The sequence below is a fragment of the Glutamicibacter arilaitensis genome (assembly GCF_044793945.1).
Classification (GTDB): domain Bacteria; phylum Actinomycetota; class Actinomycetes; order Actinomycetales; family Micrococcaceae; genus Glutamicibacter; species Glutamicibacter arilaitensis_B.
Genome location: NZ_CP084994.1, coordinates 397,086 through 418,792 on the forward strand (window position 1 = coordinate 397,086; position 21,707 = coordinate 418,792).

Genomic DNA, 21,707 nt, shown 5'->3' on the forward strand with positions numbered 1-21,707 from the left:
TATGAAGATGCGACGGTTTCACTCGCGGCAGGTCGCTGGGCGTTGAGTGATGACCGGGGCCGACGTCCGCTGAAACGTCGAGTCTCCTACTCAGGAATCCTAAGTGACCCGCGTCATATATCAAGGGGTTATTGAATAGTGATATTTGTGAACCGAAAATATTTCGCACATGCTTCATATCCAAAACCGCGTATCACTAACTAAAACTAGGTTTGCTAAGCACCTAGTGGCTCTGGATTTTTTAGAAATTTTAACCGAGTGTTACTGACGGGTACTAGTTTCATTGCGCGGTTGAGACTCGTAGTCGCCGGAGGTTCGTTTCGGGGCGACAGCCCAAAATGAGCGGATGCATCGTGCTCTCATGAGGCCCGATGCATCCGCCCTGGAAGCTGCGAAAGCGGTTAGAAGCGGTAGTCCTTAAACGCGGCTAATAAAGCTGTTGACTCGTTCTTCGAGTAACTTGATCCGTTCGGCCACAACCACCATCGGGTCCGGATAAATCGGGTTCTTTGGAGGGGGAATGCGCACGTTAGTCGAACACTCGAAGTTTGCGCAGATCATTGTGCCCAAGGTATCGCCGTCTCGGCCGGCCTGCCCTGCGCGGCGGGTACTGAACATGCTCACGTAGCAAGGGATGTTTACGTCTCGGCAAATGTCGCACATGGCGACGCTGCTGCGTTTGCGGAGTCCATCGGCTGATCGAAGCAGCAGTGCGCGAATCTGGCCGGTTGAATTGCTGTGTATGAGATAACCGCGTTGTGGCATCTTGGGGTCGCGCCATCCAAGGTACTCGAGATTTTCCCAGTCCAGTGTGGAAAAGTTCTCTGGCAATGTCAGCTTCTTCGTTTCGCTGCGACTGGCGTTGAGGAAGGAGGAGCGAATGGTTTTTTCTGTCAATGGCTGCAATGCAGGTCCTTAAAGAGATCTGCGGGCACACGGCGCGCAGAGAGTTGCGGGGAAAGGGCATGTCCCATCAGCAACGGTATTCAGGCAGGGCAACACAAATAATCACCTGCAACGCCTACTGCGTTGAGGTGGTGTTTGGAAGCTACCCGTCCGTCGAGGGGACGAACGGGGAGGGCGTCAAAGAGGCTTGCATAGCCGACCTCCCTACCGCGTGCCCTGAGCACGCAACGAATTGACAGTTGGTCTCCAGGATCAAGCTGGAGCCGTGATTTATCAATCATAACAAAGGCCACACCCGCCGGGTGTGGCCTTTGTCGCCTGCGACGCAAGATTTTTGTTAGCGTCGGCCGCCCTGCCAGAGCGCGTCAAAGGGGGTGTTTCCTGCGACACGGTTGCGGATGCCTTCAGTAACAAAGGCCTTGGCAGTACGTGCCGCTTCCAGCGGCGTTGCGCCCTTAGCCAGCTCGGCGGTCACCGCTGCCGCAAGTGAGCAACCTGCGCCGGAGACGGCAACTTCACCGATTTTTTTCTCGCGCAGTACCTCGAGGGTAGTTCCGTCGTAGAAGACATCGATTGCGTCTTCGCCGGCAATGCGCACGCCGCCCTTGGCCAGGACTGCTGCGCCGGAGACCTCGTGAATTTTCTTGGCAGCCGCAACGAGATCTTCCTCGTTGTTGATGGTGAGCCCGGAGAGCTGTTCGGCTTCGAAGTGATTTGGGGTGACGAAGCTTGCCAGTGGTAGCAGATTCGACTTCAGCGCTTCGTCGGTGTCCAGCGCGTGTCCTGGTTCCTGCCCTTTGCAGATCAGTACCGGGTCCAAGACCACGTTGTCCCATTCTTGGGACTTCAGCGCGGTGGCGACGGTATTGATCGTGGCTGGTGAGCCCATCATGCCGAGTTTGACGGTGCTCAGCTGGCCGTCGTAGCAGGTCTGGATGGCTTCGAGCTGATCGGCGATGACCTGCTGCTCGACCGGCACGAAACGGTGATTCCAGGATGCTTTTGGATCAAAAGACACAATGCAGGTCAGAGCGATAATTCCGTAGGTGCCTAGCTCTTGGAAGGTCTTCAAATCTGCCTGCGCTCCGGCGCCGCCGGTGGCTTCCGAACCGGCAATGGTCAAGGTCAGGGCTGGGCCGGAGGTGTTGATTGTAGTAGTCATAGTCCCAATTGAAGTTAGTGCGGATTGAAAAGGTGTTCAGCTTTGCTGCCAAATGCTGATTTTAGTGGCTTTGGACCAGCCTTCTATCATCGCTTCGGAATTTTCCTCGGCGGCGATGAGGAGGATCCATGGCAGCGCATGGCTGAAGGCCGCTCCGGCAAAGTTTGCCAGAACGGCGCGCCGCGCCAAATCAGGGTTAGTTGGCGCGTACAGATCCGGGTCGGACAACAGCCCGTACGTTGAGCCATAATGCATTCGTCCACGGGCTACTGGGCGATCGAATTCAGCCACCTCAACTACGTCGTAGTTGTCCATGGGTGCTTCGAAGGCGGTGGACGTCTCTGCTAGCTTAACGACTTGCTCGACGTCCTCGGGCTTAGCTGCCAAGAGGTTCATGGTGGCGGATTCATGCCAACCGGCCGAATCCAGCGCGGCGGCGACTACAGGATTTGGCGCCCCGAGCAGGATGACACGACGATAGTCGCTGGCTGGGACCCAAACGCCGTTGGGCCAATAACGCAAAAGCTCAGGATCCTCACCGTTCAGATCGACGGAGCGCAATTGATCTGGGCCGGGGTATGAAGCGATGCGGTCGCGTAGGAGTGCATAGCCTTCAGTCCACTCCGGCAGGGGAGTCACAGTTCCGCTCATCGTGAGAATAGCTCCTAAGCGCCTCGAAAGTAATAGGTCGTAAATTCGACTTTACGCCTTAACGACGGTGAATACGGAACCATGAACTAGAACTGGCGTCCGGCGATGTCATGGAACCGGTAAGTCCAATACTTCCGCACAGGAAGGGCTGCTAATGCTGCCAGATTGCACCCAGAGCAGCTGCTACGAGGCCTTGGCCTTGGCGAGGTTCGTCTGGCGGCTTGTCCCAGTGGAGGCATTGTCGCCTTCTGCGTCCTGGCCTCCGCCGGAATCCATTAGGGCGAGCACATCCTCGAAGAGTGAACGCACAACCGGCAACCGGCAGAGGATCGCAAATTTGCCGATGACGGGCGCGATGCTGCGCATCAGCGCTCGCGAACGTCGCTGATTGGGGGAACTGTCGTAGGCCCAAGCTGAGAAGACCTGCCGGGATAACAGCCAGAGGAACCTTGGCAGATCTCGGCGGATACCTAATGGGGGAAGCGGACGCGCGCCAGCAACCGCGCGTTCCCAAAGGGACATCTCAATTTGGGTCAGTTCGCTGTTTTCTAGATCGCGTGAAAGCAAGACCTTCAAGAATGCCGGTCCGAAATCGTGGTACTTCTCCATGACCTGCAGATTTGCGTTGAAGACCGTATGGATATTCGCTTCCAAAGTGTTGCCGTCGTCGAGCTGGCCATTGCACAGCGCGAATTGTTCGGCCCGCAAGGACAGGAGCAATTCGAGGACGATGTCTTCTTTGGAGTCGAAGTAATAGTAGGCGTGCGAAAGGGAAACTCCGGCCCGAGCGGCAATGGCGCGCATGCTCGCGGCCTGGTAGCCATCTTCGGCGAAAGCCGCCAAAGCTGTGCGAAGCAATTTGGCCTTGGTCTGCTGGCCCTTGCCGGTACGCGGTTCTTTGAGCTGCGTCGGCTCGCGAATTATTTCCATACGAGTCGAGTATATCCAAGTATTGAACGCGTTCAAAAATGTACCTAGATCATGCTGAAGCATGCGGACCGAGTCACTACCGTTATTCATTCCTCAAATCCATTTTTTGAAGAACGCAAGGTGAGATGGCTGATTGATTATTTTGGAGATTCTAAACCACGGTTACCGTGAAGTAGGTCACGATGAGTTTGCAATCACTCCGTGGGATACTGACAAGGCAAGTGCTAATACAGCGGGACAGCGCTCCGGCACATAACCACAGATCAGTGACAAGTTGCTGGTACTTGGGTGTCGGTCCACGTGGAGTCTTGGCGAACCACTTTTAACGAGGATCATTTTCATGGGCGAAACGAACGCCAAATCAGTAGCAGTGCGGCCTTCAAAAGCAATATTTGCCGCCGCTGGCTCACCATACTTCTCAGCAGTGCTCGCGCTGATGGGTGCAGTAGTCATTCTCTCCAATATCGGAGCATCCAAGGGCGTTAGCATCGGCCCATTTATCACCGACGGCGGATTCTTCCTGTTCCCGTTGGCCTATATCCTGGGCGATGTAATTTCAGAGGTCTATGGCCTCAAGGCTGCCCGCCGTTCGATTTACATCACCTTTGCCCTTGCGTTCTTCGCGGTGTTCGCCTTCTGGATCATGATCCAGCTTCCAGCGGCAGAATTCTACGACGGTCAAGAAGCCCTCGAACGCACCTTGGGGCCCATTTGGCAGATTGTGGTTGCCTCGGGCTTAGGCTTCCTGGTGGGACAAATGGCCAACTCGTGGGTGCTGGTCCGGATGAAGCAACGATTCGGCGAACGCGGGCTCATAGGGCGATTGATCAGTTCCAGCGGCGTCGGTGAATTCCTCGACACATTGATCTTCTGCGCCATCGCGGCTCCGGTCATCGGAATTACCGATATGCCGAACTTCATCAACTACGTGGTGGTCGGGTTCGTTTATAAGACGGCGGTGGAGATCATCTTCGTGCCGATCACCTCACTGGTAATCCGCTGGTTCAAGAAACGCGAACCTAGCTATGTAGCGCTACTCACTGCACAGTAGGAAGCAAACCCCGTCAGCAGTTCGGACGATGTCCCGGTGGCGGGCTACTGGATACTCTTGAGAGATGAGCATAGGGAACGTACTGCTGGCAGTCGATCATTTGGAAATCGGCTACGCTGGCCAAGCCCTTTGCGAACCGATCAGCCTGTCTTTGTCGCCCGGCACAGGCCTAGGGATCATCGGAGCCAACGGCAGCGGGAAATCCAGTCTGATCCGCACGGTTCTGGGACTGCAGCCTGCAATCTCCGGAACGGTCAGCTTTCGCGGGGCAGCCCTCGACGAAGGCTCGGCAGGCTTTCGCAGAGACGTCGCGGTCCAAGTCACTGATGGCGTATTTTTTGAAGAACTCACCGTGGCAGAACACCTTGAAATGGTGGCACGGGGCCACGGGCTTCAAGACTGGCACGGCGCGGTATCTCGCGAGCTTGAATTCTTTGAGCTGCAAGCGGTCGCGGAGCAGCAACCTCGAGAGCTGTCTTCCGGGCAACGGCGCAAATTGCTCCTGGCCGCGGCGCTCGTTCGCCCGGCAAAGCTGTTGATCCTCGACGAACCCGAACAGCGGCTCGACCAACGGATCAGGGTCCGGCTGTACCGCAGGCTTGCCCAACTACGCCAGGAATCCGTGAGCATACTTGCCGTCACCCACGATTCGCTGATGATCCGCGACTGCCTTGAAAGTGTTCTGATGCTGCACAGCGGCGAGGTGCGCGCGGTAGACGCGCAGTCTGGGGCGCTGTGGCTTGAACGGTAACCCACAAGCCGGCGAACTGGGCAGCTTCGACCCGAGGGAACTGCTTACTCGAATCCGCAAGCGGCGGGATCGTTCCGCGCGATTCGATGCATTCTCAGATGGCTATATTTGGGTGCTGTTGGCGGCGATTGCCCTTGCGTACCTCTTCAGCGTGCTCTCCGGAGTGATCTTTGCTCTGCAAGGCGAAGGGATGGCAGCGCTGAATCTGCCAAGTGCGGTCTGGAATTTACAGGACTTGGCGATCGTATTGATTCCGGCATTATTGCTCTGCGTGTTTCGTGGGCTGCTCTACCTCGGCCCATGCGGGCTCTCCCCGGACAAGGCCAGTTGGTGGCTGCCGCTGCCCATCAAGCTCACCTCCATCCGGCGCCGTGCGCTCGGTGGTGCTATCGTGCTTGGCGCACTGGCGAATGCCTTTATCGGTACCTTGTGGTTTTTATGCCTCTTCGCGCTGTCTGGTCGATTCACGGCAGAAGTATTGCTGCTGGGCATAGTTGCGGCCGCAGCATCGGGCGCGCTGTTGAGCGCCCTGGCCGCGCTCGCGCAAATCGATCACCGGCAGCGGGCAGCACGCCGGGTGTACCGGGGGCTCTGGTCGCTGCTATTGCTTGGCATGGGAATTTCCTGGAGCCTGCTATTGTTCGGGAACCAATGGCTTCAGGGAGTCTACGGGCGGCTCGGAGAACTAGTCTTTGAACCCACTCTCTGGGTCGTTGCCTGCACATCATTGATAGTGCTCGCAACTGGCGCAACATGGTTCGCGTTCCGCCGAGTTGAGCGCTTGGACGCGAATGCCATGCGACGTGCCGGACAGATACACAGCCAGCTGGTCGGATCGATGGTTCAGATGGATTTAAGCGGGGTTCTGCCGGTGCCGAATGCGGCGCGCAACGCACGGACTTGGTTGGCTCGCGGTTCGCTGCGCAGGCTGCCGGTGGTTCTCCGGATCTTGGTGCTGCGGTATGTGCGGGGTAGATATTGGAACGGACCGCTAAGCTTGGTCCTCGCTGTTCTGGCCTTGATGCTGGGTGTCCGCGGTATCGCGAACCCGCTTGCGCTGACCGGATTCATAGCGCTCGCGCTGTGCCTGTTGGTGGAGAACCTCTCCCAGATAAACCGGCCGCTTGCCAGCCAGCCGGGGCTTGCACAACTGCTGGGGTTGCCGAGAAGCCAATTGGTCCGCCCTGCGCTGGGATTCTCTTTGGCAATGGCGCTTGTCGTCTTGCTTATCTGTTCTTCGCTGCCGGCCGCTCTGGGGATGATCCCGAGCGCGAATCTTTGGCCTTGGTGCGCCGGAATAGTGGTGGCTTCCTGCGGCGCCACCGCAGCGATGTGGGGCCGGGCGACGCGAGGCGAACGCGACTGGGAATCGTTGATCCTCGGATCACTGAATGAACTCAATACCGGTGCGTTGGCGTTCAAAGAATTTGGGCATTTCCTGCAGGCACTGGCCTCGGGGCTGCCAATATTCTTTTTACTCCTGGTGCCGGGGTCACCAGTACCGTGGGGAGTGTGGGCGCTGAGCGCGCTATGTGCATACCCGGGCTATGCGGCCCTGCGTGGAGCCAGCGAGCCGCCATCGGAGACCCGCAGGTAAAGCACAGGGGCAGAGCAACGGCGGGCTACCAGTGCTCGGCCTGAACCGTAGGTAACCCGCCGCCGTTTCCAATGATCCGCGCTGCTAGACTGGCAGGCCCTGCGGGTCTGGCTCGCCGGCGTAGTACTCGCGCATGACCTTTTCCTTCAGCTCGAAGAAGCTGCCGTCTTCGATGGCCTCACGGGCCGAATCCACCAGGGAAACGGTGAAGTGCTCGTTGTGGATCGAAATGAGCGTGTGGCTGAGCAGTTCTTTCGCCTTGTGCAGGTGGTGAATGTAGGCGCGAGTGAAGTTCTGGCAGGTGTAGCAAGAGCAGCCGTCAACCAGCGCGGTGAAGTCGCGCTTGTAGCGGGCGCCCGATAGGTTGAAGCGTCCGTGTGGGGTGTAGAACGCGGAATTTCGAGCTACTCGGGTGGGGGAGACGCAGTCGAAGGTATCGGCGCCGTTCTCGATGGAAGTGAAGATATCGTCTGGCTCGGAGATTCCCAGCAAGTGCCGCGGCTTATTTTCGGGCAGCTCCTCGGAGCACCAGCCGACGATGGTGCCAAGGTTTTCCTTTTCCAAGGCGCCGCCAATACCGAAACCATCAAAGGCCATCGCGCCAAGATCCTGGCAGGCCTTGCGGCGTAGGTCTTCGTACTGAGCGCCCTGGATGACGCCGAACAGCGCCTGGTAATCCTTACCCGCACGTGAATCGGTTAGTGCGAAGTGCTCGGCGATGCAGCGCTGAGCCCACAAGCGGGTGCGTTCCAAGGACTCAACTTGGTAGCCGCGAGAGTTCTGCAGCGTGGTCAGCTCGTCGAAGGCGAACATGATGTCGGCGCCGATCTGGTGCTGCACATTCATCGAAATTTCCGGAGAGAAGCGGTGCTTGGTGCCGTCGAGATGGGATTTGAACCAGACCCCATCGTCGTCGACGTTCGCCAGACGTTCCTTGCCCGGGGCTACCGCGTCATCGGGACCTGACTGGTCCACCGACTTCATGTCGATGACCTTCTTGAAGCCCGAGCCGAGGCTCATGACCTGAAAGCCACCAGAGTCGGTGAAGGTAGGTCCCTCCCAGCTCATGAACTTTCCCAGACCGCCAGCCTCATCGAGGATATCGGCACCAGGCTGCAGGTAAAGGTGGTAGGCGTTGGCCAGCACCGCTTGGGCGCCAAGTTCCTCCACCTGAACCGGGGTGAGCGCCTTGACGGTGGCTTTAGTGCCCACCGCAATAAAGGCAGGAGTTTTGATTTGCCCGTGCGGGGTAGTGATGACGCCGGTGCGGCCCAACATCGGCGAGCCTTCGGGCGAGGTGAGGCGCGTGCCTACCTCAAAACCGAAATCGGCTTGGCGGGAATGCGGGTTGCTGGGGTTAAAGTTCTTCTCGGACACGTACCAAGTGTGCCGTATGTGGAGCCGGGTGAGGAAAACGACAACCCAAAAGTGAGCCAAAACCTAGCGGTCGACTTGGTTAAAGGCGAATAATGCAAGTAACTGCACTGTGGCGAATGCGACGAAAGGATCCAGTGAACCTCCAAAATCTCAAGGAATCCGCGCGTTCCTTAGTTACCCTGGGACCGGCTCGGAAAGACCACTGGATCGGACTACGCACGGCTGTGGGCGTCTTCGCGCCGCTCATCTTCTTGCTGCTGGTCGACCGGTTGGACCTGATGGTGTTCGTAGTCTTCGGCGCCTTTACCGGCGTCTACGGGCGCGTGGATGGCTACTGGAATCGGTTGCGCATGCAGACGCGCTCCGGGTTGTTGTTCTTCATAGTGATCGGTTTGGCCCTATTGGCCTCGACCTACTGGATTGACCATGATAATCCGGAGCTCAAAGCCTGGCAGATAGTTGGCGCGACGACCCTCGTCGCCGGCATTTGCTCGGTTGTAACCGGCTTTCTTCGCTTGCGGCCCGGCGGTTCGCTGTTCCATATCTTCGCCTTCGCGGCGATTGCCTCGATCGCGAAGCCAGCGCCCTTTGGCGAAGCCATGTTCGCCGCCGCTGCGACGATCCTGTTGGCGCTGTTCATCGGGGCCAGCGGCGCGCTCGGACAATGGTCAAGTTTGTGGAAACGCACCCCGGTACCGCCGCTGTCCGATAACGTACGCAAGGCCATCTGGTGGGAGGGGCTGTTCTATGTGCTGACCGCTGGCGTGGCCGGTGCACTGGCGAATATTGTCGGTAGCCAGGTCGAAGCGGGACATAACTACTGGGCCATGGTGGCTGCCGTGGTCCCGCTCGCCGGACACACCACCGCGTTACGCGTGCGCCGCGGGGTGCATCGAGTACTCGGCACCCTGGTGGGCATGCTGCTCATTGCTGTGCTGATTTTGATCAACCCAGCAATGTGGATACTTGTTGCCTTTATCGGCCTGTTCCAGTTCTTGGCCGAGATGCTGGTGATGCGCAACTATTTCCTCGCGCAGGTCTTCATCACCCCGTTGGCACTGGTGGGCACCACCTTGATCACCGGGCTGTCCACCGCGGTGATGTACGATCGCGTGGTCGAAACGATCATCGGTTCCGCGGTGGGCATCCTCGGCGTGCTGTTCGGCAGCTGGTTTGGCAACCAAATGCGGCGTCGACTAGGAATCACTGAGAAAGACGGAAAATAACTTAGTTAAATATTGATTCCGACATGTGCTAATGCCTGACGGAGAATATTTTCACGGCCACCAGCGAACTCACCCTGAATACCTTCGCTCAGCGCTTCTGCTGGGGAAAGCCAAGTCAGTTCGAGTGCGTCTTGACGAGGAGTCGATTCACCGCGAACCGGAACGATATAGCACATCGCCACGGCATGCTGGCGATCATCGGTCAGCCCGGTCTCGCTGGGAGAGGGGAAATATTCGGCCACGGTGAAGGGGACAGGAGAGGCCGGGAGCTGGGGGAGCACCATGGTGCCTAGATCCTTTTCAATGTGACGGATCAGGGCGGCACGTATCGTCTCGCGGTACATGACTCGGCCGGAGACAAAGGTGCGCAGCATGCGTCCGGTTTCGTCGCCGGTGAGCAGCAAGCCCACCTCGTTGACGTAGCCCAGCGGATCGAGGCGCACCGGAATGGCCTCGACGTAGAGCATCGGAAGGCGTTGGCGGGCTTCGTAGAGGTCCTCTTCGTTGAGCCAGCCTGGATAAGGGTCGGGCGTACGCACGTTCATAGAACCATCTTCATACATATTTGCTCGACCGTGGTGAACTTCCCGCTGTGTTGCGTAATTCACTGCCGATCCGAACTTTGCCCTATGGTGCATCAAAAAGTCGAACTGTAGGATTAGTTGAACCGTTTCACCTTATTTTGGCGGTATTTTTCTCCCCGAACTTCTCTCGGAAGCAGTGTCCAGCCTTGACGAACGCCCCAGAGCGCTTGAGCAAAAAGAACTTCACCACGATTGCGGTGCTGATCGTATCCAGCTTCGTGGTAATCCTCAATGAGACCATCATGAACGTGGCTTTGCCCGTACTCATGATCGAATTCAATGTCACCGCTGATGCAATTCAATGGCTGGCTACTATCTTTATGCTCACCATGGCCGTCGTCATTCCAATGACCGGGTTCCTCTTGCAGAAGCTGAGCACCCGCAAGGTCTTTCTGCTGGCCATGGGCATGTTTGCCCTAGGCACCACGCTGGCGGCGGTGGCACCCGGCTTTGGAGTGCTGCTGGTGGCCCGCGTCATTCAGGCTTGCGGCACCGCGGTGATGATGCCATTGCTGATGACCACGATTCTCGATCTGGTCCCACCATCGCGTCGCGGCGTGCTCATGGGCAACGTATCGATCGTGATCTCGGTGGCTCCGGCCATCGGCCCGACGCTCTCGGGATTGATTCTGCAGTACCTCTCCTGGCGCTTTATGTTCATCGTGATCATTCCGATTGCGATCCTGGCCTTAGTCATCGGCACTCCACGCCTAGGCAACGAGTCAGGCCAGGCGAAAACCCCGCTGTCCTTCGTTTCGATACTGCTGGCGGTCCCCGGCTTCGGTGGTTTGGTCTACGGACTCAGCCGTCTGTCGGCAGCCGGTGCGTCACCGCTGAATCTTGGGATTCTCTTCGTCGCGTTGCTCTGCTTGGTGGCGTTCACCGTCTTGCAAAGCCGTCTGCAACGTGAAGACAAGGCACTGCTGGACCTGCGACCTCTGACCTACCGCGATTTCACCCTTTCGCTGGTACTGATGATGTTCGCGATGGTGGCGCTGTTCGGCGTGATCATCTTGCTGCCGATGTTCTTCACCAATGTGCTCGGTATGGAGACACTGACTACCGGCCTGGTTATGCTGCCCGGCGGCCTGCTCATGGGTATCTTGGCCCCATTCGTTGGGCGGCTGTATGACAAGGTCGGCCCTCGACCATTGGTTGTTCCCGGTGCCTTGGTGCTCACTGCCGTGATGCTCTCCTACGCCATGATTCTGGATGCAACGACCCCGATCTGGCTTTTGGTCCTGTTGCACCTAGCGATGAGCCTGGGCATGGCATTGATCTTCACCCCTGCGTTCACCACCGCGTTGAACCCGTTGCCGCATCATTTGCACTCCCACGGTTCTGCCCTGCTATCCACCTTGCAGCAGCTCGGCGGCGCCCTGGGCACCGCATTGGTGGTTGGCGTAGTTGCCGCGACGACCGCCTCGAAACTTGCCGAGGGAACCGACGAACTAGTCGCAGCCGTCGAGGGCTTCGCCCCAGGCTTCCTGGTTGGCGCCGCCTGCTCCGTAGGCATCCTCATCATCGGTTTCCTGATGGGCGGCAAAAAAGAACTTGCGACAGCAGAGGCCGAGAGTACTTCCGCTATGCACTAATGCAGCACCGTGCAAAACCCTCGCAGAAAATGAACTGCTCCCCAGAAGTTGGACTGAGAAATCAGTAACCAACACCTGGGGAGCTTTTCAATGCACGCAAGAAGCACATTAACCGAGCAACAACGAGAACAACTAGTCGACCTCTTCGAGCAAGGGGCAGGCGATATGGCAGCCTCATCCGAACTAGGGGTGAAGCGAGAACCTGTTCGCACTCTTCATCGAAGCTGGCAGCTTCATGGCAGGCTATGTCTTATGGAAAAACGCACGAATGCCGTCTATTCATTTGAGATCAAGAAGGAAATCGTTGACCGACATGCGACCGGAGAAACGATGATGGATCTTGCTAAAGAGTTTAATCTCAGCTCACGCAACTTGGTTGGGAAATGGGCTAAGCAACATCGTGAGGGCGGCGATGAAGCGCTGATGCTCAAACCTAAGGGCAGACCCAAAGGCTCCGAAAAACCAGTGGCCTTGAGTGAAGAAGACAAGCTACGTCGCGAACTCAAGCGTGTTCAAGCGGAAAACGCATACCTAAAAAAATTGCGGGACTTGAGGAACCAGGGGCACGCCTGAAAACGCTGGCGATCGCAACCATCAAGTCCGACCACGATCTAGCTGACCTGCTCAAAGCAGCAGGGCTGGCCAGATCAACGTATTTCTACCATGCGCAACGACTCACCGAACCTGACAAGCACCAGAATCTCAAAGAAGACATCCAAACAATCTTCACCGAAAGCAAACATCGGTTTGGGTACCGCCGCGTGCGAGTCGAGCTGGTGAAGATGGGTTGGAAGGTGTCTAAGAAGCTGGTCTGGAAGCTGATGGATCAGATGAACCTAAAATCCAAGGTCCGGATACGACGCAAGTACTCCTCCTACAAAGGGAAACCCAGTCATATCGCGGAGAACCTACTCAAACGCCAGTTCCAAACCAATACGGCGAACACCAAGTGGGTCAGCGACGTGACCGAGTTCCGGGTGGCTGGCAGAAAACTGTATCTGTCACCGATCATGGATTTGTTTGATCACTGCATCATCAGCCATACGATCTCGACTTCGCCGACAACGGCGTTTACCAGTGCAAGCCTGGCCGAGGCCTTCGAATCGCAGAAGCCGGCATCTGGATTGCTGGTGCACACGGACCAAGGAATCCATTATCAGCATTCGTCGTGGCGCAACCTGCTCACGAAGCACGGTGCGGTTCAATCCATGTCTCGCAAGGGCAATTGCTTCGATAATTCGGTGATGGAAAATTTCTTCGGCCACCTGAAATCGGAGATGTATCACGGTGAATACTTCTCCACCGTTGCCGATCTGACCAGGGAAATCAATGAGTATATTGACTGGTATAACAACGTTCGGTGCCAAGAACGACTGCAGGGTATGGCACCGATTGAATATCGGTGCCATACCCTGGCAGCTTGACCCGTCTAGACTTTAATTACCTAGTCCAACTTTCGGGACCAGTTCAAAAATCTGTGAGGGTTTTGTCGTTTCCAAATTCGAATGCTACTAAAAACCCGCTATGGCCGCTAGGCTAAATCCCAAGTCAACAACGCACAAAGGGGATTCGATGGAATTGCAGGATACTGTCGCACTAGTCACCGGAGGATTATCCGGTTTGGGTCGAGCAACGGCACAAAAACTGGCCCAGAGCGCCACTCACGTAGTGGTGCTCGACCTTGCCCGTGAAGACGGGGACGAAATCGCTGCCCAGATTTCTGCAAATGTCCGGTACGTCCCCGGGGATGTCACCCAGACCGAAGACGTGGCGAGTGCGGTGCAACGCGCCACCGAGCTGGGACATTTACGTATCGTGGTGAATTGTGCTGGCGTGGCAACACCGGGCAAAGTGCTTGGCCGCGACGGAGTGCTCCCGCTGGAAAAGTTCGCCAAGGTTCTAGAAATTAATGTCACCGGCACCTTCAACGTGGTACGTCTCGCCGCCGAAGCGATGGCGCACAGCGAAGCCGTATTCGACGCGCAGGGTACTAGCGAACGTGGAGTGATCATCAATACCGCGTCGGTGGCCGCCTTTGACGGGCAGATAGGTCAGCCAGCATACGCGGCATCCAAGGGAGCGGTGGCCGCCATGACCTTGCCATTGGCCCGTGAGCTTGCGGCGCACCAGATTCGCGTAATGACCATTGCTCCGGGAATCTTCCACACGCCCATGATGGACGGGCTGCCGCAAGCGGCCCAGGATTCGTTGGGCGCGCAGGTACCTCACCCTTCACGGCTTGGCCGCCCGGAGGAATATGCGGATCTCGTGGCGCATATTGTTTCAAACCCAATGCTCAACGGAGAAACAATCCGACTCGACGGCGCCATCCGCATGGCTCCACGCTAATCGTCGGCGCGTAGCCCCCGCTGGACACGATGTTCGGCATGGCTGATCTGGAATCGACGACTCTCGGCACAGATGAACACGATTATTGCCATGAAAACCAATAAAGCCGCAAACCATAGTGGTGCACTTTCTTGACGCCAGGATTGGAAGGCGGCGGCGAACATGCCGAAGCCAAAACCGGTGGCCAGGGCATGGCGGCCGCGCTCGGTCTGCGCAAAACCGGCAGCCAGGAGAGTCACCAGCACGCTAGTGATACTGATAGCTAGAAGGTGCTCCGGTCCGTTCCACCCAGCTGCGGTAAACCACAACTGAAGAGTAAAGACCAGCGAAAAGCCGGTGAAAAAACTGACCGGTAAATCGGTCGCGATACGTTCGAGGTGATTGCGTGCGGTGTTTCGGTTCATTTGAAACATGCCGTACAGCCCGAATCCGGTGGCCAGGGTGGCCAGCAGGGCGCCTGGCCACAGTAGGAACCCGGCAGTGAAGGTCAGCGCGCAGGCCATGAGGGCCACGGCAGATAGCCCGTAGACGGTGATGGCTCGCTGCCTGCGTGACGATAACTGATGTGGCAGTACCGAGTAGCCTGCACTGGCAATCATGACGATCGCTATAGCTGGCCAGATGAAGGCGAGTACCGGCGAGGTATCGAGCAAGCTGCCCACGGCACTGGAACTGGTATCCAACGCGGAATTCAGCGAAGTGACCAGCAGCAGCACTCCGGCCAAGGCAAAGAGTCCGGCGCGGACCTTATCGAAGGTTTCCACCGCTGGGTTCGGACGCCGATCCGGAGCGGCGTAGGGCAACTGCAGGCTCTGCTTTTGCGATGCTGCGGCGATGGCTTCCTGGGCCGAGTCCACTAGCGAACGAAGATTCTCGGTGGGCTGCGGCTCTGCCATCTGGGTACCGTCCTTGCGTTTGCACTTCTCGGACGACGGTATTAGTAACCGTCAGGTGTGTGCAACAGCCTAGGATAATCCAACGTGTTTTAGAAGAGCCGCAGGTTAAGGCGCTTCGACTAAGCTTTGTCGCGAGCTGAAACTACGCGGTTCCCCGGTCAACGGATCGACAAACGAAATCGTGTGCGCCAGCAGCTGCAAGGGGCGAGAATAGTCGTCCGGAGCCAAATCCCACAACCGCGGGTAGAAGGCGTCGTTGATGATCCCCAACCCCAGCGAGGCAAGATGAACACGAAGCTGGTGGGTCTTACCTGAAAGCGGATCTAGTTCCATCAGCGCGACCTGCAGGCCAGCATGGTGCCCCTTGCTGGTGCCGATGGCACCGAGCGAGATCCGCGTTTGAGCATTAGGGGTCCCGTCTTCCACAGACGAACGTAATTGCCCTTTGACCTTGGCCATCCGGTTTTCAAAGACCAATGGCATGCTCTGGAGCAATCCATGTAATTCCTCGATAGTCCGTACGTTCGGGTGTTCCCCATTTGCTTCGAGTACTCGCCCGGTTTCTAATCCATCGCCCGGTTGCAGGGCGACGACAGCCTGATATTTCTTGGAGATCTTCCGATTCTCGAAAAGCATCTGATAAGCGCCACGTGTTTGGGGATTCGCCGCGAAAAGGATGACACCAGCGGTGGCGCGGTCCAAGCGGTGCATGGGAACCAGATCAGGGTTTCCGGTCTGGTTGCGAAGGCGCACCAGCGCGGATTCTTGAATGAAACGGCCACCCGGTGTGGAGGGCAAGAAGTGCGGTTTGTCCACTGCAATCAGGTGTTCGTCCTGATGCAGGATCTTTGCTTCGAAGGGAATTGGGGTCTCAACCGGCAAGGAGCGGTAGTACCAAATGAATTCGTGTTCGCCGAGGGTAGTGTTGGCGCTTAGCGGCACCCCGCCCAGGCCCACGATTTCCTGCTCTTCGAAGCGGCGCATGAGCCCTTCTGGATCCACATGCCCGAAGCGTTCGAGCAAGTAGTCGGCCACGGTTTCCCACGGTCCGTTCTTCGGCACACGCAAACGTGTTGCGTTGACGCCATTACGAACCGGGAGAGGGGAGAGCATTGCCATGAGAGCTATTCTTTCATTGCCTGGCAACTTGGGCAGTAATAGCAGTCTCGTTCCATACCGGTTTTCTGCGCCGCAAGTTTGAATACCGTGATGCTTGACCCGCAGCGAAGACAAGGCTTAGCGGCGCGGCCGTAGACCCATAACGGTTCTCTGGTGTGCGGATCCCCGGTGGTGACACGACGGCCACGGTCCTTATTGATCTGCAGGAGACGGTAGGACATCGAGATGACAGCGGATAGGTTTTTGACCTTGCCTACAGGGGTCAGTGGATGAACCCTGGTGAGGAAGAGCACCTCGCAACGGTAGATGTTGCCGATTCCGGCCAGCAGGCGTTGATCCAGCAGTACCTCTCCGATCACCCGCTCGGGTTCGGCCAGCATGTTCCGGGCAGCAAGCTCGGGATCCCAGTTATCCCCGAGCAGGTCCGGTCCGAGGTGTCCGACCAGCCCGTGCTCTTCGGCGGTGGGCACCAGCTGGATCTGGGCGATATCAAATCCGACGGCGGTCCAAGGCTCGGTGAAAAGGGCGACTCGGGCGGTATGCGCCGGGCGCTTCCAGCGATCGGCCGGCTTGTAGAGGTCCCACCGGCCATCCATCAGCAAATGGGAATGCAAGGTCGACGGCCCATGCTCGCTGCCTTCGGGCGGGGTGAAGCGCATTAACAGGTGCTTGCCGCGCGGTCGAACTTCGCGAACGGTGTAGCCGGCTAGGTCGGTGGTGGCCAGCTGCGGCACCCGAAAGTCACTGCCGGTCAGTCTCTGGCCGGCCAATGCCTGGTGCAATCGTGCGGTAGCACGATATACCGAATCGCCTTCGGGCATGGGGCTCCTTCGTTTCGTTGGCTACCGGCGGAACCGGATGCCCTGCGGAGTTGAATAGAATCCGGCCGCGAGCAGCGGTGCCGCCAGTGGGTGGGAGCTGACGGCCTGGCCATTGACCGTTGCGATGGCGATCTTATCGATCTTTGCTGCACGCAATACCGCCACCAACTCGCTGGCAAGGATCTGCCAGGCGTCGTCCGCGTGTTCCCCGAAGGTCAGCACAGTGCGCCCGCCGCGTTCGAGGTAGAGGCTCAGCGACCCGTCGAGCATTCCTACGACGGCGCCTGCCTTGCGTCCGGGGCGGTGCCCGGTGTCTCCGACCGGCCAGGGCAGCGCCCCGCCGTAGGGATTGGCTGGATCGGTCGAGGCCAGCACGGTAGCGGCGGGTTTGCGGCGAGGATCTTCGGGCAAGGTGAAGCCGCGCAGCCGGTCGATGGTGTTGGAGGTGGAGAATTGGGCGGCACCGAGTTTTTCAACGAAATATCCGCGGCGGGCGTGGCCTGCTTCCTCGAGCTTGGTCAGTACCCGGTAGAGCTGGCCGAAACCTCCGGGGACGGCTTCGGCGGCGACCGAGCCACGAGTGAGTACGCCGTAGCGTTCGAGCAATACCTCGGCAGTAGCATGTGCTGCGATGGTCGGGTCGGTGACCGGAACAGGAAGCAGCGCCCATCTGGCACCGCCGCGGATGGAACGGGCCGACTGACCGGCTTGTTCGCGGGCTAAGCGGTTCAAGCCGGATAGCCTGTTCAACCGCGCGGCGCGAGCTCGCGGGGCCGGCTTGGCGATTTTGTGCGCGGTGCTGCCACCAGCAAGATAGCCGCGCACCGGGGCAAGGGTATCAGGAGAAATGAACCCCGCCCAGAACAAATTCCAGCAGGACTCGGTGACTTCCCGGGTAGTCGGCGGAGCCTCATCCGCGCAATGGATGCGGGCGGCGAGTTCCTCGGTGAAGTATGCGCCGGTGGTCTGAAAAGAATTGAGTACCTTGAGGTCCAGTGCAGTTAAGTCACTGGCATCCCCTCCGGACAGGGTCAGCGCAGCATGTTCGGTGGTGTGCAAGGAAATCCAACCATCCTTGCCGCCAGCTGCACCTGCACCACAAATCAGCACGTCACCGGAGCTGGTCAATTCGTCGAGCCAGGCGCTTTGGTAATCGCGCAGCCGGGCAGGGAGAACGAAAGATTCAAGCGCGGAGGCGGGCAGCTCGGATCCTGCCAGTTGGCCGACCACCTCGTAGAGACCGTCGCTGCCCGAGAGCTGGGATCCGACCTGTTGCCAAGCTGGCAGGAACCGCGCATAGGTGGACTGGTCCACGGGTTCCACTTCGGCGCGCAACGCCGCCAGAGAGCGGGTGCGGATGGTGCGCAGGACCGCTACGTCGCTGTATTCGTCCCCGGAAATTCCTTCCGGAACCAGTTCCAGCGGGCGGAAAGCGCCGAGCGACAGTCGTCCGGAGGCAACCAGCTTGTCCAGCACTGGGCGCAGCAGGGCAACTCCCAGCCCCAACGAAGCCGCCAATTCGGTGGCGGTGAATGGTGCGTGCGTGCGTGCGTAGCGCGAGACAAGGTCTTCGACCGGTTGCGTTGCAGGTTCCAGGAACACTGCCGGGATTCCAGTGGGCAACGGCGTGCCTAGGGCGTCGCGAAGCTTTGACGCGTCTTCAATGGCCGCATAGCTCAGTTCCCCAGCCAACCGCAGCGTGAAGGCACGGCGGGTCGCGACTAGCGCTTCGGCGTGCGCTCGCGCGGCCGCCTCTTCGAGCTGTTCATCTTCGAGCTCCGGGTGGCGCAAGCGCCGGGCAAGTTCTGGCGCGGTGAGCGGACCGAGCAAGCGCAGCAGATCAGCGGCGCCCTCCAAGCCGGCGAACCTGCGGTTCGCTGCCAGATGCTGCAGTTGCTCACCGAGCTGCGCGATCACTTGGGAGTCGAGGACCTCGCGCACGTCGTTGCGGCCGAGCAATTCGCCGAGCAGCACCGGATCAAGGCTCAGCGCCGCAGCCCGGCGTTCGGCTAATGGAGCATCTGATTCATAGAGGAATTGCGCTACATAGCCAAAGAGCAAGGATTGCGCGAACGGGGAAGGAAGCTCTGTTTGCACCTCGACCAGGCGGATGGCCCGCGAGGAGACTTGGGAGAGGATTTCGCTCAGCGCCGGCAGGTCATAAACATCATTCAGGCACTCGCGCACGGTTTCCAAGATAATCGGGAAGTCCGGGTAATTGCGTGCGACATCCAGCAATTGGCTCGCCCGCTGCCGTTGCTGCCACAGTGGGGTGCGTTTGGTCGGGTTGATCCGCGGCAGCAACAGCGCACGGGCCGCGCACTCGCGGAAGCGGGCGGCGAAGAGCGCCGAGTTGGCTACCTGGGAGGTGACCACGTCGACGATTTCATCTGCTTCGAAGGCGAAGAGCTCGGCTCCCGGCGGTTCGTCGTCCATCGCGGGGATCCGCAACACGATCCCGTCGTCCGCGGCCATAGCGGAGGCGTCCAAACCCCAGCGTTCGCGCACACGGGCGCCGATGGCCAAAGCCCACGGAGCATGCACCGAAAGTCCGAAAGGAGAATGCAGAATAACCCGCCAGTCACCTAGTTCGTCGTGGAATCTTTCGACCACGAAGTTCTGATGGTTGGGGACCTGTCCGGTGGCACGGCGCTGTTCGCCCAGATAGTTCAGCAGGTTCTGCGCGGCATAGGAATCCAGGCCGCCATGCTCCAACCGTGCCGCGGCGCTGTTGTGGTCCTCGGCGAGCAGCCCGGTAGTGAATTTTCCCAACTCGGCACCCAACTCCACGGGGCGTCCCAGTCCGTCTCCATGCCAGAAAGGCAATTTTCCCGGCTGCCCGAAGGCGGGAGTGACCAGCACCCGGTCGTGGGTGATGTTCTCGATACGCCAGCTGGTGGCACCGAGCGCGAAGACATCCCCGACCCGGGATTCGTAGACCATTTCCTCGTCGAGCTCACCCACCCGCTTGGGCGCCTTGTCATCCTCGGAACCTGCAAGAAATACGCCAAAGAGACCGCGGTCCGGGATAGTTCCACCGGAAATCACCGCCAAGCGTTGCGCACCGGGGCGAGCGGTGAGGGTGCCGGCGTCACGGTCCCAGACGAGTCTGGGTTTCAGGGTGGCGAACTCATCGGAGGGGTACTTTCCCGAGAGCATATCCAGGGTGGCCAGGAAAACGCTGCGCGGAAGCTGCTGGTAGGGAGCCGCCCGGCGGACGGTATCGAACCAGGCCTCAACGCTCAGTTCATCCATCGCCACAGCTGCCAGAGTTTGCTGGGCGAGCACATCTAGCGGGTTGGCGGGGATGGTCATCTTCTCGATAGCTCCCTCGCGCATCCGCGTGACCACTAAGGCGGTGGAGAGCAGATCCGCGCGGTGCTTCGGGAAGAAAATGCCCTTGGAAACCGAACCGACCTGGTGTCCGGCGCGGCCTACTCGTTGCAGCCCGGAAGACACCGAATTGGGGGACTCCACCTGGATGACGAGGTCAACCAGTCCCATATCGATACCAAGCTCCAAGGAGCTGGTGGCGACTACCGCACGCAGCTTGCCGAGCTTCAAATCCTCTTCGATTTGGGCGCGGGAATCCTTGGAGACCGAACCGTGGTGCGCCCGGGCCAAAAGCGGAGCCTGCGGGTCGCTGGGTGCGCTTGATCCGGCTTGGGCCATCATCGCCGCTGGGCTGGAAGTTGCGGAATTCTCGGCAGCGAAGCCTTCGCGTTCGGCGTAGATTTCGTTCAGGCGCCCGGTGAGCCGTTCAGCCAGCCGGCGGGAATTGGCGAAGACGATCGTCGAATGGTTTGCCAGGACCAGGTCCACCAACTGGTTTTCCACATGCGGCCAGATGCTCGCACCGGCCGTCGGCGAGGAGCCGGGACCCAGATCGTGGGCGCCCGCAGCCGAGGGCAGATCGGTCATGTCCTCCACCGGGACGCGAACGGTCAATTCCCATTTCTTAGTGGAAATGGGCCGCACAATATTTGCCGGGGCCGAACCAGCTAGGAAGCGGGCAACCTCTTCGGCAGGTTCCACGGTTGCCGACAACCCAATGCGCTGGGCCGGAGTGGGCAGCAGTGCATCGAGGCGTTCAAGGGACAACGCCAGATGGGTGCCGCGTTTGGAACTGGCGATGGCGTGGACCTCATCGATGATGATGGTGTGCACAGTGGCCAGGGTTTGCCGAGCTTGGCTGGTCAACATCAGGTATAAGGATTCAGGCGTGGTGATGAGGATATCCGGTGGGTTCTTCAGCAGCTGACGTCGCACATTCTGGGGAGTGTCTCCCGAGCGCACGCCCACCGAAACCGAGGGCTGGGAGATGCCCAATTGATGGGCGGTGGCGCGGATTCCGGCAAGCGGGGAGCGCAGGTTGCGTTCGACGTCCACACCCAGCGCCTTCAGCGGGGAAATGTAGAGCACCTTGGTGCCACTGCCCAGACTTTGGGTCTTCTCCGGCTCGAGACCCGGAAGAGCCGGTTTGGGAATCTCAGCCTGATGGAGCCGGTCCAGCGCCCAGAGGAAGGCAGCGAGGGTTTTGCCCGAACCGGTGGGGGCGATCACCAACGTATGGTGTCCGCTGGAGATTGATTCCCAGGCGCCTTTCTGTGCCGCGGTTGGTTCGGTGAACACGTCAGTGAACCACTGACGGGTCGCGGCACCAAACCGGGAAAGAATCTCACTCATATCTTC

General features: G+C 58.8%; 16 protein-coding genes and 1 pseudogene. 7 read left to right on the forward strand and 10 right to left on the reverse strand.

The features are described from left to right. Positions 1-417 precede the first annotated feature (417 nt). The 4 genes from LG294_RS01915 to LG294_RS01930 all read right to left on the reverse strand — a co-directional run bounded on the left by LG294_RS01915 (position 418) and on the right by LG294_RS01930 (position 3,649). On the reverse strand, positions 418-897 hold the full coding sequence (locus LG294_RS01915) for an FBP domain-containing protein (protein WP_404289003.1): 480 nt from the start codon (positions 895-897) through the stop codon (positions 418-420). A gap of 346 nt (positions 898-1,243) precedes the next feature. After that, positions 1,244-2,068: a bifunctional hydroxymethylpyrimidine kinase/phosphomethylpyrimidine kinase gene (thiD, locus tag LG294_RS01920; RefSeq protein ID WP_404289005.1), complete on the reverse strand. Its 825-nt coding sequence runs from the start codon at positions 2,066-2,068 to the stop codon at positions 1,244-1,246. Positions 2,069-2,104: 36 nt separating this feature from the next. Beyond that, on the reverse strand, positions 2,105-2,719 hold the full coding sequence (locus LG294_RS01925; protein WP_404289007.1) for a hypothetical protein: 615 nt from the start codon (positions 2,717-2,719) through the stop codon (positions 2,105-2,107). A 183-nt stretch (positions 2,720-2,902) separates the two neighbouring features. Beyond that, entirely contained in the window at positions 2,903-3,649 is a 747-nt protein-coding gene (locus LG294_RS01930; RefSeq protein WP_404289009.1) for a TetR/AcrR family transcriptional regulator, read from the reverse strand. 340 nt (positions 3,650-3,989) lie between these two features. Here LG294_RS01930 and LG294_RS01935 point away from each other — a divergent pair, with 340 nt between their 5' ends. The 3 genes from LG294_RS01935 (at position 3,990) to LG294_RS01945 (ending at position 7,048) form a co-directional block, all read left to right on the forward strand. Next, positions 3,990-4,700 carry a queuosine precursor transporter gene (locus tag LG294_RS01935; RefSeq protein WP_404289011.1) on the forward strand — a complete coding sequence of 237 codons (711 nt, stop codon included), beginning with the start codon at positions 3,990-3,992 and terminating at the stop codon, positions 4,698-4,700. A 64-nt stretch (positions 4,701-4,764) separates the two neighbouring features. Continuing rightward, positions 4,765-5,451, forward strand: a complete 687-nt coding sequence (locus tag LG294_RS01940) for an ATP-binding cassette domain-containing protein (RefSeq protein ID WP_404289013.1) — start codon at positions 4,765-4,767, stop codon at positions 5,449-5,451. Next, positions 5,441-7,048, forward strand: coding sequence for a DUF6297 family protein (locus LG294_RS01945; RefSeq protein ID WP_404289015.1), 1,608 nt, complete (start codon positions 5,441-5,443; stop codon positions 7,046-7,048). The genes LG294_RS01940 and LG294_RS01945 overlap by 11 nt, the downstream gene beginning before the upstream one ends. Before the next feature lie 84 nt (positions 7,049-7,132). Here the strand turns inward: LG294_RS01945 and tgt are convergent, their stop codons facing one another. After that, positions 7,133-8,425: a tRNA guanosine(34) transglycosylase Tgt gene (gene tgt, locus LG294_RS01950; protein WP_404289017.1), complete on the reverse strand. Its 1,293-nt coding sequence runs from the start codon at positions 8,423-8,425 to the stop codon at positions 7,133-7,135. 134 nt (positions 8,426-8,559) lie between these two features. Here tgt and LG294_RS01955 point away from each other — a divergent pair, with 134 nt between their 5' ends. Continuing rightward, positions 8,560-9,651 carry an FUSC family protein gene (locus tag LG294_RS01955; RefSeq protein ID WP_404289019.1) on the forward strand — a complete coding sequence of 364 codons (1,092 nt, stop codon included), beginning with the start codon at positions 8,560-8,562 and terminating at the stop codon, positions 9,649-9,651. Positions 9,652-9,656: 5 nt separating this feature from the next. Here LG294_RS01955 and LG294_RS01960 read toward each other — a convergent pair whose 3' ends face one another. Further along, positions 9,657-10,196: an NUDIX hydrolase family protein gene (locus LG294_RS01960; protein WP_404289021.1), complete on the reverse strand. Its 540-nt coding sequence runs from the start codon at positions 10,194-10,196 to the stop codon at positions 9,657-9,659. 185 nt (positions 10,197-10,381) lie between these two features. Here LG294_RS01960 and LG294_RS01965 point away from each other — a divergent pair, with 185 nt between their 5' ends. The 3 genes and pseudogenes from LG294_RS01965 (at position 10,382) to LG294_RS01975 (ending at position 14,179) form a co-directional block, all read left to right on the forward strand. Beyond that, positions 10,382-11,830: an MDR family MFS transporter gene (locus LG294_RS01965; protein ID WP_404289023.1), complete on the forward strand. Its 1,449-nt coding sequence runs from the start codon at positions 10,382-10,384 to the stop codon at positions 11,828-11,830. Positions 11,831-12,073: 243 nt separating this feature from the next. Further along, positions 12,074-13,254: pseudogene (locus LG294_RS01970) on the forward strand (IS3 family transposase); the annotation flags it as partial. A 148-nt stretch (positions 13,255-13,402) separates the two neighbouring features. After that, positions 13,403-14,179: an SDR family NAD(P)-dependent oxidoreductase gene (locus LG294_RS01975; protein ID WP_404289025.1), complete on the forward strand. Its 777-nt coding sequence runs from the start codon at positions 13,403-13,405 to the stop codon at positions 14,177-14,179. Here LG294_RS01975 and LG294_RS01980 read toward each other — a convergent pair. The 4 genes from LG294_RS01980 to LG294_RS01995 all read right to left on the reverse strand — a co-directional run bounded on the left by LG294_RS01980 (position 14,176) and on the right by LG294_RS01995 (position 21,701). Next, positions 14,176-15,075: a hypothetical protein gene (locus tag LG294_RS01980; RefSeq protein ID WP_404289027.1), complete on the reverse strand. Its 900-nt coding sequence runs from the start codon at positions 15,073-15,075 to the stop codon at positions 14,176-14,178. The genes LG294_RS01975 and LG294_RS01980 overlap by 4 nt on opposite strands. A gap of 105 nt (positions 15,076-15,180) precedes the next feature. Beyond that, on the reverse strand, positions 15,181-16,188 hold the full coding sequence (locus LG294_RS01985) for a pseudouridine synthase (RefSeq protein ID WP_404291605.1): 1,008 nt from the start codon (positions 16,186-16,188) through the stop codon (positions 15,181-15,183). 11 nt (positions 16,189-16,199) lie between these two features. Further along, entirely contained in the window at positions 16,200-17,015 is an 816-nt protein-coding gene (locus tag LG294_RS01990; RefSeq protein WP_404289029.1) for a DNA-formamidopyrimidine glycosylase family protein, read from the reverse strand. Positions 17,016-17,036: 21 nt separating this feature from the next. Further along, positions 17,037-21,701, reverse strand: a complete 4,665-nt coding sequence (locus LG294_RS01995) for an ATP-dependent helicase (protein ID WP_404289031.1) — start codon at positions 21,699-21,701, stop codon at positions 17,037-17,039. Positions 21,702-21,707 lie beyond the last annotated feature (6 nt).

Excerpts from the sequence above, each read along its gene's own strand:
- thiD (WP_404289005.1), bottom strand. The coding sequence starts at position 2,068 with ATGACTACTACAATCAACACCTCCGGCCCAGCCCTGACCTTGACCATT.
- LG294_RS01925 (WP_404289007.1), bottom strand. The coding sequence starts at position 2,719 with ATGAGCGGAACTGTGACTCCCCTGCCGGAGTGGACTGAAGGCTATGCA.
- LG294_RS01930 (WP_404289009.1), bottom strand. The coding sequence starts at position 3,649 with ATGGAAATAATTCGCGAGCCGACGCAGCTCAAAGAACCGCGTACCGGC.
- LG294_RS01935 (WP_404289011.1), top strand. The coding sequence starts at position 3,990 with ATGGGCGAAACGAACGCCAAATCAGTAGCAGTGCGGCCTTCAAAAGCA.
- LG294_RS01940 (WP_404289013.1), top strand. The coding sequence starts at position 4,765 with ATGAGCATAGGGAACGTACTGCTGGCAGTCGATCATTTGGAAATCGGC.
- LG294_RS01960 (WP_404289021.1), bottom strand. The coding sequence starts at position 10,196 with ATGAACGTGCGTACGCCCGACCCTTATCCAGGCTGGCTCAACGAAGAG.
- LG294_RS01975 (WP_404289025.1), top strand. The coding sequence starts at position 13,403 with ATGGAATTGCAGGATACTGTCGCACTAGTCACCGGAGGATTATCCGGT.
- LG294_RS01980 (WP_404289027.1), bottom strand. The coding sequence starts at position 15,075 with ATGGCAGAGCCGCAGCCCACCGAGAATCTTCGTTCGCTAGTGGACTCG.
- LG294_RS01985 (WP_404291605.1), bottom strand. The coding sequence starts at position 16,188 with ATGCTCTCCCCTCTCCCGGTTCGTAATGGCGTCAACGCAACACGTTTG.
- LG294_RS01990 (WP_404289029.1), bottom strand. The coding sequence starts at position 17,015 with ATGCCCGAAGGCGATTCGGTATATCGTGCTACCGCACGATTGCACCAG.
- LG294_RS01995 (WP_404289031.1), bottom strand. The coding sequence starts at position 21,701 with ATGAGTGAGATTCTTTCCCGGTTTGGTGCCGCGACCCGTCAGTGGTTC.